This is a genomic window from [Flexibacter] sp. ATCC 35103 (genome assembly GCF_001975985.1).
GTDB lineage: Bacteria > Bacteroidota > Bacteroidia > Flavobacteriales > Flavobacteriaceae > Flavobacterium.
In genome coordinates this window covers 1-18029 of sequence record NZ_MTQF01000004.1, presented here as the reverse complement: position 1 = coordinate 18029, position 18029 = coordinate 1, and the positions used below count along the sequence as shown (strand labels likewise).

At 33.8% G+C, this 18029-nt stretch carries 12 protein-coding genes; 4 read left to right on the top strand and 8 right to left on the bottom strand.

Features of this window, described 5'->3' with window-relative positions:
* Positions 1–347 precede the first annotated feature (347 nt).
* Entirely contained in the window at positions 348–2027 is a 1680-nt protein-coding gene (locus BXU01_RS08155) for a hypothetical protein (protein ID WP_083692729.1), read from the top strand.
* Positions 2028–2150: 123 nt separating this feature from the next.
* On the opposite strand, the gene BXU01_RS08150 is transcribed toward BXU01_RS08155, so the two are convergent.
* Entirely contained in the window at positions 2151–2411 is a 261-nt protein-coding gene (locus BXU01_RS08150) for a helix-turn-helix domain-containing protein (RefSeq protein WP_055096666.1), read from the bottom strand.
* 525 nt (positions 2412–2936) lie between these two features.
* Between BXU01_RS08150 and BXU01_RS08145 the strand changes: the two genes are divergently transcribed.
* From BXU01_RS08145 to BXU01_RS08135, 3 genes are all read left to right on the top strand, one after another.
* On the top strand, positions 2937–5957 hold the full coding sequence (locus BXU01_RS08145) for a SusC/RagA family TonB-linked outer membrane protein (protein WP_083692728.1): 3021 nt from the start codon (positions 2937–2939) through the stop codon (positions 5955–5957).
* 10 nt (positions 5958–5967) lie between these two features.
* Positions 5968–7341, top strand: a complete 1374-nt coding sequence (locus BXU01_RS08140) for a RagB/SusD family nutrient uptake outer membrane protein (RefSeq protein ID WP_255373725.1) — start codon at positions 5968–5970, stop codon at positions 7339–7341.
* Between the two features lie 221 nt (positions 7342–7562).
* A complete protein-coding gene (locus BXU01_RS08135) occupies positions 7563–10229 on the top strand; it encodes a prolyl oligopeptidase family serine peptidase (RefSeq protein ID WP_083692726.1) in 2667 nt (888 codons plus the stop codon).
* 174 nt (positions 10230–10403) lie between these two features.
* Here BXU01_RS08135 and BXU01_RS08130 read toward each other — a convergent pair whose 3' ends face one another.
* The 7 genes from BXU01_RS08130 to BXU01_RS08100 form a co-directional block, all read right to left on the bottom strand.
* Positions 10404–10676, bottom strand: a complete 273-nt coding sequence (locus BXU01_RS08130) for a DUF6520 family protein (RefSeq protein WP_255373745.1) — start codon at positions 10674–10676, stop codon at positions 10404–10406.
* A gap of 118 nt (positions 10677–10794) precedes the next feature.
* Entirely contained in the window at positions 10795–11073 is a 279-nt protein-coding gene (locus tag BXU01_RS08125) for a hypothetical protein (protein ID WP_083692724.1), read from the bottom strand.
* Between the two features lie 395 nt (positions 11074–11468).
* Positions 11469–11738: a DUF6520 family protein gene (locus BXU01_RS08120; RefSeq protein WP_055096679.1), complete on the bottom strand. Its 270-nt coding sequence runs from the start codon at positions 11736–11738 to the stop codon at positions 11469–11471.
* Between the two features lie 262 nt (positions 11739–12000).
* Positions 12001–12276 carry a DUF6520 family protein gene (locus tag BXU01_RS08115; RefSeq protein WP_055096681.1) on the bottom strand — a complete coding sequence of 92 codons (276 nt, stop codon included), beginning with the start codon at positions 12274–12276 and terminating at the stop codon, positions 12001–12003.
* Positions 12277–12553: 277 nt separating this feature from the next.
* Positions 12554–12829 carry a hypothetical protein gene (locus BXU01_RS08110; protein WP_055096685.1) on the bottom strand — a complete coding sequence of 92 codons (276 nt, stop codon included), beginning with the start codon at positions 12827–12829 and terminating at the stop codon, positions 12554–12556.
* An 83-nt stretch (positions 12830–12912) separates the two neighbouring features.
* Positions 12913–14463 carry a DoxX family protein gene (locus tag BXU01_RS08105; RefSeq protein ID WP_083692723.1) on the bottom strand — a complete coding sequence of 517 codons (1551 nt, stop codon included), beginning with the start codon at positions 14461–14463 and terminating at the stop codon, positions 12913–12915.
* A gap of 249 nt (positions 14464–14712) precedes the next feature.
* Positions 14713–17454: an outer membrane beta-barrel protein gene (locus BXU01_RS08100; protein ID WP_083692722.1), complete on the bottom strand. Its 2742-nt coding sequence runs from the start codon at positions 17452–17454 to the stop codon at positions 14713–14715.
* Positions 17455–18029 lie beyond the last annotated feature (575 nt).

Sequence of the window (18029 nt, the reverse complement as noted above, 5' to 3'; positions counted from 1 at the left end):
TATAATCCCTATTAGCGTTTTTTTTTTCATGTTTTCTTGGTGTTTTTAGAAATTATAGAGTTTTTCAGGCTCAATTCATTTTACCAGGTAAGCAGAATTTTTATTTGGTACGATACCAAACTTTAGCTATTGTGAATTCTAAACAAAACTAGAATTAGAAATGATTTCTCACAAATCATTATATATTGAATTCCACGAATTATAGTATTGATTTCGTGAAAAAGCATAGTAGTTTTTTTTTAATAATCCTTTGTTTGTTAATACTTTATGTTACTTTTGAAGATGTAATACTTTAAAAATATTTTAGCTGTCAAATATTATGAAACTTTCCCCAAAATCTACATACTATGGCTATTTCTTACCCCATTCTATTCTTACTATCGATAACACAATTTGTTATTGCGCAGCAAAAAACCTACGCTGTTTCTGATTCATTAAAGTCTAAAAATTATGAATATCTCGACGAACGAATTGATATTTTTAAAAGGGACCCTTCTAAAGCAGAACCTTATGTTGTTTATTATTTATTAAAAGCAAAATCAGAAAAAAATTCCCTCGAAATTGTAAATGGCTACAAAAATTCCCTTTTACTGCAAAGTGATGATAAATCAAAACTGATTTATACGGATAGCATGGTATATGCTGCTAGAAAATCTCAAAATAATGCCCTCATTGGTTCCGCATATCTCTCTAAAGGAATCGTTTATTATTCGCAAAAAAAATATGCCGATGCACTGGATAATTACATTATAGCAAATGATTTTATTTCTAAGACAAAAGATGAATACCTGATTTATAAGGTAAAATACAATATGGCGCTTATAAAATATTATCTGGGTTTGTATGATGAATCTCTTGCGTTGTTTAAAGATTGCGTAAATCATTTTAAAAACACCAATGACAGAGCATATCTCAATTCCTTGCATTCCCTGGGACTTACCTACAATAAATTGGGTAATTATGGTCTTTGCAGTGAAACAAATAAAATAGGATTATTAGCAGGAAGACAGCTCAATAACAGAGAAATGGAATGTTACTTCATGCAATCTGAAGGAATTAATCAATATGCAAAACAAAATTATGCTTTGTCTATAAAAATCATAAAGAGTACTTTATCGTGTATCCGTGCTAATAAGGATTTTGCAAATGAAACATTAGGAGACTTGTATATTGGTAAAAGCTATTGGGCATTAAATAGAAGGCAACAGGCATTGCATTATTTTGATAAAGCAGATAAAATGCTTGACGAAAGACAATATGTGCGTCCCGAGCTTCAGGAAATGTACGAGTTGTTGATTGATTATTACATTACAAAGAAAAAATCAGAAGTAGGGCTGTATTATATCAACAGATTACTAAAAGCAGATAGTATTTCTAATGCTACTTATAAATATTTATACGGCAAGGTTGTTAAAGATTATGATACTAAAAAATTGCGAACCGAAAAGAAAAAAATAGAGATTGCCCTGAACAGAAAGAAATACAGGGAAATAATCTTTATAGTTATTATCAATCTATTGGTTTGCACCTCCTGTTATCTGGTCTATAGAAATCTTAGAAACCGAAGAAATTACAGAAAAAAATTCGCGGAGTTAATGAGTAAAAATGAAAAAACAAAAGACTCAACAAAGCTAAAAAAGATTCCGATGGAAGAATTGGATATCAATCCTGATGCTGTAATTATCCTGCTGAAACAATTAGAGAAATTTGAGCGTGATAAAAAATTTCTCGAAATGGACTGGACATTAGTAAAATTGGCCGCCTCTTTTAATTCCAATACAAAATACCTCTCGAAAGTAATTTACTTTCACAGAGGTAAAAAATTTGCAGATTATATAAATGATCTTAAAATTGATTACTTGATTGAACTTATGAAAACAAATAGAATGCTCCGGAATTATACCAATAAGGCATTGGCCGAAGAAGCGGGTTTTAGTACAACGCAGCGTTTTACAAATGCCTTTTATTCAAGAGTAGAAATTTCGCCTACTTTCTTTATCAGAGAGTTAGAGCGCCAGCAATTGTAATAATAATTCTATAATTTAAATTAGTAAAAAAAAGATGTAAATGTTTATATCATAAAAGTACAAGTATTCGATAAGTTAAAAATGCTGGTGATGTTTTATTATGTATTAGTATTCAAATAATTTTCATTTGTGTAAATCATCAAATTTTAATTCAAAATCGAAATTCAGCAAATCTTTTGGATGAACGCCTAAACCCGTCGCAATTCTAGCAATAGTTTCAAGTGTCGGGTTGCCTTCTCCTGTCTCATATTTATTATAATTGCTGGCATCAAATCGGGTTAGACTATCCACGGCACTTAGGGTTTTTATCTTTTCCTCCCTGATTTTTTTTAAATTTTCACCAAATCTTTTTCTATAATCCTTCAGTAGTTCTTCTTTAGCCATATTCTTAATTTGATGGTACAATTTTTAACTTTTAATAAAAATATTTATGGTGATATATCACCATGAATATTTTTTTTTTATATTTGTGCTAATTCATGGTGTAATTAGCGTCGTTGTTATTCTTATATGAACATTGAAAGATTCGCTTTGGATCTTGTTATCGAAAACTGGGTTTAATAAACCTTGAGATGATAAGTAATTGTGCTCACGTCTTGCGGGGATGTGAACTCACTCATTATTCCTCGGTATTCTTATTACCCACATAGAGTTTAAGCTGAATTAAGCACCATTTTTGGCTAAGCTCTTCAGCTTTATTGTTAGCATTCAATCTTCATTGTTTTTAGGCTTGCAGTAATATTAATCCAATAACAAAAAAAAAATTAATGCCTATGATTCAACAGAAATGGTAGTTGATACCATAACCATTTAATTTACTACATAAAAAAATGGTCCTCTAATTCGTCGCCAAACTAGTATAGAGGACCATAGCTAACAAACTAATGTTTCACTTAACTAACCAATATTATGAATAATTTTTCATTTTACAAAGGTTGTAAGGCTTTTTATTGCCTATTTTTTTTAGGATGTTTCTTATCTTCCTCCTTTGTTCTAGCTAGTAATTCGCTGCGGCAACAGCAGCCGAATTTATCTCAAAAACTTGTTCAGGGTAGCATCACAGATGGTACCAATCCGTTACCTGGAGTAACCATTGCTATAAAAGGCAAAGCCAACTCAGCAACTATTTCTGATCATACAGGACAATATAGTATGATCGCCGCCAATTCTGACACTCTTGTTCTTGCTTTTATTGGTTTTAAAACCGCTCTGGTTCCTGTAAATAACAGGCAAACTATAAACGTAGTATTACAGTATGATGTAATGGCGCTGCAGGAAGTCAGGGTCAACGCAGGATATTATACCGTAAAAGAAAGTGAACGTACCGGGAGCATTTCCAGAGTTACATCTAAAGATATCGAAATACAGCCTGTTACAAATGTTCTGGCCGCTATGCAGGGCCGAATGGCGGGAGTCGATATTACTCAACAAACCGGAACTCCAGGAGGAGGCTTCGATATCAAAATAAGAGGACAAAACAGCCTTCGCAGCGATGCAAATTCACCACTCTACGTTATTGATGGAGTACCTTATTCTTCAGATCCCATAGGATCCAGTCAAACTTCAACACCTTATCCTTCCTTTTCAAGTCCGCTTAACGGCATTAATCCTGATAATATCGAAAGCATTGAAGTACTCAAAGATGCCGATGCAACTTCTATATATGGATCAAGAGGAGCCAATGGAGTAGTGCTGATTACTACAAAAAAAGGGAAAAAAGGCAAAACATCTTTTAGTATCTCAAGTTCTACCGGAGTAGGCAAGGCGACCACATTTCTTAAATTAATGAATACGCAGGATTATCTTGCCATGCGCAGACAAGCTTTCATTAATGATGGTCTCACACAATATGGGCCGCGTGATTACGACATAAATGGTACCTGGGATCAAAATCGATATACAGACTGGCAAAGGGAAATCCTGGGGGGAACTTCTCAAATAAATGATGTACAGGGGAGTGCATCAGGAGGATCTGAGAAAACCCAATTCAGGCTGGGAGGAAACTACCATCAGGAATCCACGATTTATCCGGGAGATTTTAGATATAAAAAAGGAGGCGCACAGCTCAATGTAAACCACGTATCTGAAGACAACAAGTTTCGCTTTGCCTTCTCTGGAGGTTATGACAGTCAGAACAATAAGCTGCCGTCTTTTGATCTGAGTTCAGTTGTACGATTTATTCCTCCCAATGGTCCTGCACTCTACAATGCCGATGGAAGCCTTAATTGGGAAAATGGCACATGGCAAAATCCGCTGCGAAATCTCAATGCCGAATATCGGTCTAAAACCAATGATCTTATCGCAAACACAGTTTTGTCTTATGAAATTATAGACAATCTTACTGTAAAAGGCAGTTTTGGGTTTACAGATCTGCATACTATTGAAACCAGAACTGTACCTTCGACAATCTACAATCCTATCTTTAATGTATCAAGCGATCGTTCTGTAATTTATCAAAATAATACAGACAGATCTTCGTGGATTATCGAACCTCAAATAAATTACGAAAGAACACTTGGCAAAGGTAAACTTGATGTTCTCCTTGGCGGGACTTTCCAGAATCAGGTTACAAGCACACTTTATCAGTTAGGTGCAGGATTTATATCTAATAGTTTGATATACAATTTGTCAGCAGCAAAATCTGTTCTGGTCACTAATAATGATGAAACACAATACAAGTATCAGGCATTTTTTGCCAGGGCAAACTACAACTTGCAGCAGCGTTACATTCTGAACCTTACGGCCAGACGAGACGGATCCAGCCGTTTTGGGCCTGGTAATCAATTTGCGACATTTGGGGCAGTGGGGGCTGCCTGGGTTTTCTCCCGTGAGAGTTATTTGCAAGAAAGCCAATGGCTAAGTTTTGGAAAAATTCGAGCTAGTTACGGTACAACGGGTAATGATCAGATTGGGGACTATCAATACTTGAATACGTATAGCACCACGGGGGTTAACTATGGCGGAACGGTAGGAATTCAGCCTTCAAGACTTTTTAATCCGGATTTTGGATGGGAAATCAATAAAAAACTGGAATTTGCACTCGAATTGGGCTTTTTACAAGACCGCATCTTTACAACAGCTTCCTGGTATCAAAACAGATCTTCTAATCAGCTTGTAGGAATACCATTGCCGGGAACAACAGGTTTTCCTTCTATACAGTCCAATCTGGATGCTGAGGTTGAAAACAAAGGACTTGAACTGACTCTTAGAACGGTCAATTTTAATAATACAGATTTTAAGTGGTCCACGAATTTCAACATAAGTTTTGCCCGAAACAAACTCTTGCGTTTTCCCGGTTTAGAAGGTTCTACTTATAGCCAGCAATATCGTATCGGACAGCCGTTGAACATCAATATTCTTTATCAATATAAAGGTGTTAATCCTCAGACTGGTGTTTATGAATTTGAAGATTACAATAACGATGGAAACCTAACCATTGCTGACGATGCTAAAGTTCTGTCTAATCTTAATCCAAAATTCTACGGCGGTTTGCAGAATCAGCTTACGTATAAAAGATGCAGCCTTGATTTTCTTTTTCAATTTACAAAACAGAAAAAAAGAACCTATCCGCTGGGTCTGGCAGGAGTAATGTCAAACCAGTATCGAAAAATAAATGATTCGTGGATGCAGCCCGGAGATAATGCGCCTTACCAAATCTTTACTACCGGCTACAACTTTGATGCTGTTCTGGCTGATTATTATTACTCGACCAGCAGCGCAACGGTTACTGATGGTTCTTTTATCCGTCTTAAAAATATAGCCTTTTCTTATAATCTTCCATTACTACTTAAGGAGACAAACTGTAAAATAATAATAGAGGGGCAAAATCTGGTGACTTTTACCAAATACGAAGATGGGGATCCTGAATCTATTCCTGGTTTTTTACCTCCTCTTAAAGTGATCACTGCGGGAGTACAATTAACGTTTTAAAGCTATGAAAATGAAAAATCTAATAACAAAACTGTTATATTTAGCTGGCTTTTTGCTATTGCTAATTTCCTGTGATTCTTTTGTAGAAACGGATCTCCCTAAATCACAGCTGAACAATGAAGCCGTATTTGAAGATTATGCGACGGCTACTGCTGCTCTAACGGATATTTATTCTAAAATTAGAGATAACGGAATGCTGAACGGAAATGGTATACCTGTACAGCTGGGAAGTTATACTGATGAAACCGATTCTTTTCAGAGTCCCTCCAGTCCTTCTGAAGCTTTTTATCAAAACAGGCTTCTTCCGTCTTCTCCAACAATTCAGGATTGGTGGAATGTGGCTTATAATCAGATTTATGCTGCCAATTCTCTTATAGAAGGAGTACAAAACAGCAAAAATCTCTCGGAACAAAATAAAAAACAACTGCAGGGAGAAGCATTGTTTATTCGGGCACTTATTCATTTTTATCTGGTAAACCTTTTCGGGGATATTCCGTATGTCGTTGAAACAGATTACAGAAATAACAGTAAAATCCCAAGAACAAGTACTCAAAATATATACAATAACCTGATTGCTGACCTGCAAAATGCGTCCTCGATGCTGCCTGAAACTTACAGTCCTGCTCAAAGAGTGCGTCCTAATAAGTTTACCGCCCGTGCTCTTCTGGCTCGCGTATATCTGTACAACAACCAATTTACCGAAGCAGCTAATGAAGCTTCTGCTGTATTAAACCAGACAGGATTATTTTCACTTGAACCAGATCTTGATCAGGTATTTCTAATAAATTCAAGAGAAACAATCTGGCAATTGCAATCAGCAAACGCTGGGGAAAATACGGTAGAAGGCAGCATATTTATTTTTGTATCAGGTCCTCCTGTTCTGGCTCTAACTGAAAATTTTGTGAATTCATTTTCAGATACAGATCTTCGAAAATCAAATTGGATTAATTCTGTTACAGATGACAGCACAATCTGGTATCATGCATTCAAATATAAAGAACGCAGTAATACTCCTGCTTCGGTAGAATATTCAGTTCAGTTTCGATTAGCAGAGCAGTACTTGATACGCGCTGAAGCCCGCGCCCATTTAGGTAATCTTGGCGGAGCCAGAGAAGATCTCAACAAAATAAGAGAACGCGCCGGACTTGGCCAGACAACCGCACAAAGCCAGACCGAAATTTTAAATGCCATCCTGCAGGAAAGAAGATGGGAACTTTTTAGTGAACCGGGACATCGTTTTTTCGACCTGAAACGTTTTGGACAACTGGACAATATATTGTCAGCCGTGAAACCAGGATGGAATAGTGAAGACAGAATTTTTCCGATTCCACAGAACGAATTAAATGCAAATCCTAATCTGTTACCACAGAATCCGGGATATTAATAAAAGTCCTGCTGAAAAAACTTTATTAGTCACATAGTTTTAGATGCAAGTCTTAGAATCAATACCTATTTTAATTGTTTTTTGCCTTTTTGGAAACCTGTCCCTCTTTTGGGACAGGCAGGCAAAAAAAGATAAAATTTTAAAAAGCATTTACAATTCTACAGAAATCAATACAAATTCCACTTACTTCCACAGGCCAGGGGGTATTAAATAAAACAATCATGTCAAAAAAAAATATAAGTTCCACTGCTTTAGGTGGAAACTTTAAAAGCAAATACCAATTTTTATTTTTAGTTTTATTTTTATTATTTATTTTGCCATTAGTAGCCTGTCCCCTTTGGGGACAGGTAAGGCAAAAAAAAGATCTGACAGAAGCGGATTATCATCTATGGGGAAATACCAGAATGGATAAATTTTCTCCTGATGGACGCTGGGCAAGTTATATAAATATACCTGAGAGTGGAGGAGATACTTTATTTGTACGAAGTACATTTAATGGTAAAAAGTATTATATCCCATCTGGTCGAAACTCGATTTTTACACGAGATAATTTTTTTTATTGTCAGAATGGGAAGGATCTTGAATGCATAAATCTAAAAAACGGAAAAAAACAAACTATTTCTGGTGCTGCTGATTATCAATATTCAAACAAACAAAATTTACTGATATATCTTAATCGGGCTTCGCCAAACAATAAAACGCTTCAGATTCAATCTCCTTCAGGAAAATTTTTAAAATCAATAGACAATGCAGTGCAATATTCGCTTAGTCCTAATGAAGAACTGCTGTTGTGCTGTGTCCTTACAAACGGAAAATACGGATTATTACTCATAGATCTTAAAAAAATAAATTTTGAAAAATGGGTTATATCTTCCAATTCAAACCAACCAACCCGGTTCGTTTGGAGTAAAGACAGTAAAGCTGCTGCCTTTTTCTCGATATCTAAAAACAATACCATTGAACCACTTTTTTACTATAGAGCTGATCTCGATAAACTCTTTGAATTTAATCCCGCTTTGCAGTCTGGTTTTCCTGAAAATTCAGCAATTGCCAGATTATCAGATAAAATTATAATTTCGGATGATTTGCAGCGTGTTTTTTTTCGTATCAGGAAAAATACAATAAATTCACCTCCAGCTTCTTCTCCTGAAATATGGAATACGAATGATAAATTGGTTTATCCTTTAAAAAATAGTGAGGGTATGCGGCAAGAGCCTGAAAAAGTAGTAATGTGGCGACCTGTTACAGGAGGATTTTCACAAATAACAACTCAGGATCTCCCCAGAATTACACTCTCAGGAAACCAGCAATATGCGCTTTTATCTAATTTGCTTGAATATGAACCGCAGTTCAATTATGAAGGCCCAAGTGATTATTATCTTTTAAATCTCAGTAAAATGCATAAAAGGAAAATTTTTAGCAAAGCTTCCTTTTCTCTTAATTATATTATTCCTTCACCAGACGGACGTTATATTGTCTATTTTAAAAACAATGATTGGTGGACCTATGACATTGAACAAGATAAACATACCAATATTACAGACAAGATAAATACTTCATTTACAGGAAAATTGAGGGTTTTAGTAGGCAGCTCGGCATTTGGAAACCCGGGATGGAGTGCTGATAACAAAGAAATACTGCTTTATGACCAATATGACATATGGGCTGTGAAACCTGATGGAAGTGCTGCAAGAAGATTAACCCGCGGACGTGAAGATCAAATAAGATATAGAATTGGGGACACCCCAGATGACAATAGGTTGTATTTTGTATACGATGGCCTCACAGCATTTAAGTATGATTTAGAGAAAGAGCTTATTTTAAATGCAAAAAGCGATGAAGGGAAGTCGGGTTATTTTATATGGAATAAAAACAGGATTGAAAAAAAAATAGTTTTTGAGGATTCCTATGTCGATCAGCTGCATTATACTGCCGATAAAAAGAAAATAATTTATCGCAGACAAAAGTTTGATCTTCCCCCACAGTTTATTTTCAAAGAAGGAAACGGTAAAGAAAATGTTTTCCTGCAAAGCAATCCACAGCATCAAAATTATCATTGGGGAAAAAGTGAATTGATTCATTTTGAAAATTCAAAACATCAAAAACTAAAGGGAGTATTATATTATCCTGCGGTTTATGATTCACAAAAGAAATACCCAATGATTGTTAATATTTATGAAGTACAGTCAGAAACACTTCATGATTATATATTTCCTTCTATATATAACGAGACCGGTTTTAATCCTGCGGTTTTTACTTTACAGGGATATTTTGTTTTTTTGCCAGATATTTTAAACGAAGATGAGAATGTAGGCCCATCTTCTTTGGACTGTGTTTCTGCCGGAATCGAAAAAGTGATTTCAATGGGAATCATTGATCGGGATAAAGTAGGATTAATGGGACATTCATTTGGAGGATATGAAACTGCTTTTATAATTAATCATACAAAATTATTTAAAACCGCGATTGCCAGCGGTGCCATAACAGATCTCACCAGTTATTTCCTGACTATAGGATGGGGAACCGGAAGACCTGATATGTGGCGTTTTTATAATGAACAGTTTAGAATGAAAGGAAAAACGCCATTAGAAAACCCGGAAGATTTTAGTCGTAATTCTCCACTAGCTTCCATAACAAACTTAAACATACCTTTATTGCTATGGAGTGGGAAAGTAGATTTGCAGGTTGACTGGCACCAAAGTGTTGAATATTATCTGGCAATGCGCCGTCTGGGCAAAAAAGGAATAATGCTTCTTTATCCGCAGGAAGGACACGGTCTTACAAAACCCAAAAATATGGAAGATTTGACCCGGAGAGTATTAGAATGGTTTGGATACTTTTTAAAAGACGAAAAAAACATTGAATGGATTAACAACGGAATTAAATAATTCCGAAAATGTGCAAATAAAAAAATGCCATTCTATTAGAATGGCATTTTTTTACATTCTTATGACTTTGTACTCTACCAAATAAGTATGCAAGATGTCTTGAGTTAATTATAAGCGTCGAAAAACGTATAGTATTTTCATGATTTGTTGAGGTATTGGTTTACATTAGATTATTTATGGTTTACTCTTCCATAGAATATTAAGGCACATTCCATAAAAATTTTTACCAAAAGCCATGGGGCCGTTAGGATAGGTTACACGACACATGGTTTGTGATACGATATCGCTGCATTCTACCGAAATGTCACAGAAACCCTCAGAATCTAAGCTGAAGCCCGCGACATTTACATAATTCTTAGAAGCACTCTGCATCGAAGAGGTTGCAAAGGCTAATGCAATTGCCAAAACAGCGGTGGCAATCGGCATTCCACTTTTAAAAAAAAGCATTTTCATAATATTAAATATTTAAATTAAACTGGTACTTTCTTCTATTCTATTTTTTTCTCGGAATTACTTTCCATTTTTATACGTATAACTTTCCGGAGAAAAATCCCATTCAGGTCAATCAAAAATAACAAAGCCATAAGGTTTGAATACATTGTCCCTGAGGGTTTTTGCCAAAGGCTATTGGTCCATTGGGATACCATGAACGGCATATTTGTGCACTGGGAACATCGCAACATGATATGGGAATATTGCATTCGTTTTGGTCGCTTAATATGTAGCCGGTTTTTGGTGCAAATTTGCTGGATGCAATCTGTATAGAAGCGGTAGCAAAAGCAACTGCAGTTGCAAAAATAGCTGCAGCAATTGGTATTTCGTTTTCAAAAGACAGAGTTTTCATAATAGTATTTTTTTAGATTTAGGTTTAGTATTGTGGTTCTATAAGTTGTTGTTAAAAGTAAATTGGTTATAATAATTACAAACAGTGCCGCTCCAGATTATGGAACGGCACTGAGTTTTGTATTAAATACCTTTATGTGAATCTTCATATAAAAAGAACATCTACCTGAGTATTTTACCAAAGGCAGGTGATTTCCGGATAATAATCCGGTTAAATATGCTCCTGTAATTGCCAAAATAAAGGTGGCAATCAAGCATAATGTATTATAAAAGTTGTTTACATTAAATTTTAACCTGTTTTGTTTATTGGTATTCGATTTTTTCCTGATTGATAGCTCATTCAGGTTTATATGCTGATTTTGATCAAGACTTATATTTTTATATGAAGAAGTTGCATTAAAGGCGCCACAAGGTATACATACAATTTCCAAGAAAATTTTTCTCGAAAGCTATTGGTCCGCCAAAACCATAACGACATATATATGAACTTGGATAATCACTGCATACAGTAGCAATATTACATTCTCCGTTAGGTTCTAATACGTAGCCGGTTTTTATTATAAAATTACTGGATTTACTTTGCATTGAATTAGATGCAAAGGCTCCCGCCATTGCCAAGACAGCTGTGGCAACGGGTATTGCTTTTTTTAAAAATAAGGTTTTCATGATAGTGTTTTTTTGTTAAAATTTGATCTGCTTGCTATTTGCAGGCATCCGTTTTTCCTTGACAAGCTCAGGTTTTTATAGTGGTTTTAATCCGAATTTTTAATTTAGATAAAAATCTTATTCAAGCCGATCAAAAGGATAAAACACAAAGAATGCTGGTATTTTTGAAAGCAGGTCGATTAAATGAAGTAAAACTTTATTTAGCCAACAATGCCGTTCCGGATTATGGAACAGCATTGCAGTATCTACCAATTTATTGTCATTATGGACGATACAAAACAGTATTACAATTTCCTGTAATAGGAGTTTTTTGGAAGGCTTGATCACCAATAGGATACGATAATCTACAAACTTGAGATGATGGGATATCGCTACATGCCACAGCAATATTACATTCACCACTAGGTTCTAATACGAATCCGGTTTTTAGTTGAAAAGCACTTGATGAACTTTGCATTGAAGTAGTTGCAAAAGCTCCGGCAATTGCCAAAACAGCTGTGGCAATCGGCATTCCTTTTTTGAAAAATAAGGTTTTCATAATGTTAAAATTTTAGATTAATTAATTTTTTGATTAAACGTTGATCTGCTTTCTAATTACAACATTTTGTTTTCCTTGACTGGCTCTTCGGTTTGTATAGGCTGGTTCTCATGAGAATTTTTATCTTAGATAAAATTCCACTCAAGTCAATCAAAAAGATAAACATAAAAGATCCTGATATTTTGAAAGCAGGTCGATTAAATGAAGTAAAACTGTATTAGCAACAATGCCGTTCCGGATTATAGACCGGCATTGCAGCCTGGATAATCCATTATGATTATGGACGCCATAATACAGTATTACAATTTCCTGTAATAGGAGTTTTTTGGAAGGCTTGATCACCAATAGGATACGATAATCTACAAACTTGAGATGATGGAATATCGCTACATGCCACAGCAATATTACATTCACCACTAGGTTCTAGCACGAATCCGGTTTTTAGTTGAAAAGCACTCGCTGAGCTTTGCATTGAAGTAGTTGCGAAAGCTCCTGCCATTGCCAAAATAGCTGTGGCAATTGGCATTCCTTTTTTTAAAAATAACGTTTTCATATTACTAAAAATTAAAATTATAAACTTTGATCTACTTTTTTCTACAGGTATTCGATCTTTTTCCTGATACAGGCCTGTATATTTTAAAATGTTAGCTTTTTTACATTAAAGCTTTCATTTTTTATTTCTTTTTTCAAAATGTCCCTAAACTTATAAACTACCAGCTGATTGCCAATTAAGGCATATAAACTATCATCTGTTACTAAAAAATCTTTGAGTTTATCATCTCCAATATTATAAATGGCCAGGCTCATTATATATGCATGTCTATTTATGTCATAAACATCAATTATAGAAGCTTGTTCCCAAAGCTTGTCATCTTCAAATTTTCCTTTTATCTTAGAGTTTACAAAAAGAAGATTCCCATAAACGGCTGCATTTGCATTAACAATGAGAGGTGGTGCTTTCATTGTTCGTTCATTCTGTTTTTCTTTTTTCAAATAAGCTACTTTAATTTTTGCTTTCGAAATCGTATCGATAGTGCGACCGCGATGAATTAATTCTCCATTTTTGTCTGCAATGATATATTGGTTACGATAAAAGTATAAGTATATCTGTTTTTGCAGCCCTTCGTCGTATAAAAGGACACCATCTGTATCAAAAAAACCATCAAGCTGTTTTTGAAGAAGCGTACTTTTAAATTTTACCTGAGGCTTTTGATTTTCATTGTAGACTCCCAATATATTAGCCATACTTTTGGTATTAGATCTAAATGCCATGCTGCTGCTGTCCATTGGCTGAGCCAGCGTAAAATAAGGAACTCCTTCTATCTCATGATCGAGTTTCCAGTCTCTTGTGCTTCCTCTAAAAACAGTTGGCACTTTACCATCTTTTAAATAAAAATAAGAGCCTCTTACTGAAATTTTAGTACTCTGAAAAGGAATCTTTTTCTCAGGATTAAAAATAATTTTTTCGATTTTAATACTATCCAGATCCTTATCTACTGATTTTAACATCAATGGCGCCGTATAATTTGCCAGATATATTCTCCCTGCAGACTGGCCTGCGAAGTAATAGGAGTTGTATTTTAAATCCAGCTCTTTTTTATATTGTGCCGGATGTTGAGGATAACGTCTTATAAAAGGATTTTCGTAATGCATGATTTTTTCTGAGTACAGAAATAAAAGCATAACAATAGTACTGCTAAATACAATAGTTACAAATAACTGAAGATAATATGGTGAGGTTTTTTGGATTCTATCTCTTGAGTTGTTTTTAGTATGATTGATCCAGAGTGCCGCTCCACCTAAAACTACAAACGCAATATTGAATGCTAAATGCTGTTTCCAATTCATTTTTTCTAATATACCACCACATGAGCACGGAACAAATGAGCTATAATTCAATATAATATAGATATAAGCAGTAAACATTGTCATTAAACAAAAACCTGCATAGAGAGCCATAATCCTTGTTCTGCGAAAAATGAGCAATATTGCAATAGCAAATTCCACAATAAGTACGATCCAGGAAACCCAATCGGCGAAAGCACTTAATAAAGGGGATTGTCCTAGTTGAATTTTAAAGTTTTCAAAATCAAGCCCTTTGCTCATGGCTGCATAAATAAATAAGAATATATACAGCAGACATACAATTTCAATAAATAATTCCTTAGGTTTTTTAATTAATCTCATATTAGTAGGGTGTTATATTGAAAAATTAATAATTACACTACAAATTTAGTTTCGTGATAGTCAAAATTGATTCTAAAAAATGGGGCAAAAGTTTATAAAAACACGCCATTTTATAAGAATTTTTATATAATATGAGTGATGGAACAGTTTCGAGATAAAAGCAATAGTAATTGCTGAGGTAAGATTACTATTATTAAGTACAGATTGAATTAAGGAAGTAGAAATAAGTAGAAAATGAAAAAGTCAGCGTTAATTTGCTTTAGATTCATTTTTGCTGGTTGCAAAGCTTCCAATTTTATAAGATAGCGAAAACATTACATAACGTTTTAGAACTGTATTTTCTTCATCGCGTATCGATGTAGGCGAAATTGTTCTCACGGCACTTTGGTTTTGGTTTAAAACATCATAAACCTTCACTTTTACAAACATTTTTTTATTTAAGATTCCATAAGATAAGCTCGTATTCCATAAGAAATAATCTTTTCTGAAATCACTCGAAATAGCAGCATTATAAGTGTATCCAAAATCATTTCCAAAAACAAAATTTTCCGGCCAATAGGTTGTGGTTTCTAAATTTATTTTATGAATTACATTAGAACTTGCTGCTGTTGAATAATTTTCATAGTTAGTTTCATAATAGGATAAACTGTAGGATGGCGAAATAATTACAGATTCCCCGTAAGCATATGCTAAATGTATCTTGGGCGTTATTGCTTTAGATTTTGCATTATATAAAACACCATTTGTATATCCTTTATTAAAAGAATAGCTACCATCTAATCCTAAACTGTAAATTAAGGCATTAGCGTTCTTTTTTATGCATTGATACCAATTTGCACCAATAAAATTTGCATAAGTACCAGAAATATTTGTGAAGGTTGTTGTCATTTTTCCGCTACTATCATATACTGAAATTGGTATTATAGTATTGTTGTAATAATCCGTATGTGTGTATAAACTATATCCTGAACGTTTATGAAAATTAAAGTTTCTAAAATTGAAATTAGCACTGCTTTTTTCAATAGGATTTAAATCAGGATTTCCTATTATTGTGTTCAATGGATTACTCAAATTCATAACCGGCAATAATTGGGCAGGAGTAGGAAGTATGTTAGAATGATCAAATTTAAAAGTAATGTCCTTCATTTTGCTAAACCGGTATCGAATCAGAAAATCTGCATTAGGTAAAGCATATTTCTTATTTAAAGCAGTTGATTTATCCAAATACAAAGAATAATTGTCATAATCTGTAATGGCAGTTGCCGAATTCATGTTTAAGATAAATTTATTCTTTTTCCATGTAATCCCTACTTTAGGACTCATTATATTTTGTTTGGATGTTGTATAATTGGTCAATGCTGAATTTAAATCAGAATAAGATTGTGTATCCGGATTAAAATTGAAAGTTTTCTCGTCGTTTATTGCATTAGCCCAGGAAAAATTAGACCCAATTCTTATTTTCAAAGAATCAGTTATAGGTTCCGTATATTCAAAATCAAAGGAGTAAAAATCGTTTGTAGTGTTGTTTTTGGTATTTTGGTTTCTTTGGTCATTGGGTTTACTGTCCTGATAAAAAATCGTTTCAGAAAGATTTAAGGATTTGAGATCGTTATTACTATTATTCTGCGAAAAAACGACACTCAGGTTCCGGGATTTTCTAAAGACTTTATTCAAATTGATGCTGTTGCTAAAATTGATATCCGAAGTTTCTGTATAAGATTTTGAATTACTTTCGTTTAAAGACTGCCCGTTTTCATCCTGAGAAAAACTCGAAGCATCAGACTTATTATTAGAACGGGACTGATCGAATACAGGAGAAACGAAAATTTGGGTAGTTGGATTGATTTTATAATCTAATTCCAAATTAACTTTATTCCCGGTATTTTCATTTCTCGTATTCGATTCTGAACTGGTTTGGATGTTTCCAGTAGGCAATAAATTGGTTTGATTTGATTTTCTTTGGTTTTTATTGGTTGTATTTATGAAATTATAATTTGTTCCGGCTTCAAAATTCCTGAACCACTCATCAGAATAATTAACTCCTATCAGGTTAGACTGTGTTATTCCAGTACTGTTTTCCGGATCATAAAGAATATTTTTGCCATTGTTATTTCTTCCGCCTCCCATAGCGCCAAAAACATCATCCATAGAAAAACCTGTAGAATTAATGTTATTAGAAGATGCTAAAACACTTATCTTTTGTTTGTTATTAAAATAATTTAGGATCAGACTACTTTCATATCGATCATCTGAACCCAGGCCTCCAACTATTTTCCCAAAGAAGCCCGTATTTTTCTTTTCATCAATAGTTAAGTTCACACTCGAATAATCCGATGTCGATTCCTGTTTTGACAATTCTTCCTTTTTGGTTTTAAAATCAGAAACCTGAACCTTTTTTATAATATCTGCAGGTAAATTTTTGATAGCAATATTCCCGTCTTTATCAAAAAAAGTTTTTCCATTTACCAAAAATTGATTTACTTCTTTTCCGTTTACAGTAACTTTTCCATTATTATCAATATCAAAACCCGGTAATTGTTTTAATAAAGTCTCGACATTTGAATCTGGACGCACTTTATAAGATGAAGCATTAAATTCCAGTGTATCTTTTTTGATTGCAATGGGCGCCGTTCCGTTCGTTACAATTACATTCTTTAAAGTATTAATCTTGTCAAGAAAATATAACTTCCCGTAATCCTTACTTGCAGGAAACCCTTTTTCTTCTTCATAATACAATTGATATCCGCGATAATCCATTTTCATAAAAACCGGTTTGTCGTATTTCGTGGTACTTATGCTAAAAAAACCATTTTTATCTGTTGTTGCACGTGCTATAATAGAATCTTCGACCGTATTAAAATAAATCGTAGCAATTTCTACAGGAAGTTGCGTTTTAATATCAATCACAGTTCCTTTAATAATAATATCATCTTGAGCACTAACTACATGACTTAAAAGAAAAAACAATAAAATCGAATATAGTCTTAACATAAAAGAATTTTTAATACTATAAAGACTCAAAAATCCTAATGGCTACTCTTTTTACTACTATGTTATTGTCTTTTCAGCGCAGTTTCATTCAAAAAACGTTTAAGTAAGTAATAAATACATTCAAGGATATAAAAGATACCATAAAATTAAACCTGAGATTAGATAAAATTAATTTATTCAATTTAGATACACTTGTCAAAAATGATCCAAAACTTTATAAAAACGTTCCAATTATCCCAAAAATGAAATATGTTCATTTTTTATGAGACCTATAAACTCTCAAAATCTCTAAAAAAGGGCATCACTAAATACGGAATCAACTACTGAGATAAATAAAATGATCCGTTATTCAGATATTAAAAATGAATAAAATTATTTGTTATAGGAAAATTCTTTTAAAAGACAAAAATCATTGAAATCTAATTTTTTTGTTATCAGTGTGTTAGGGAAAAATTTGAAAAAATATTGAAATTATATAAAGAAAATGCTTGGAAATGTAAATTAAGTGTCTACTTTTGCACCCGCTTTGCAACACAAGCGAAACAAAAAGAAACACACGTTCGTAGACATATTGA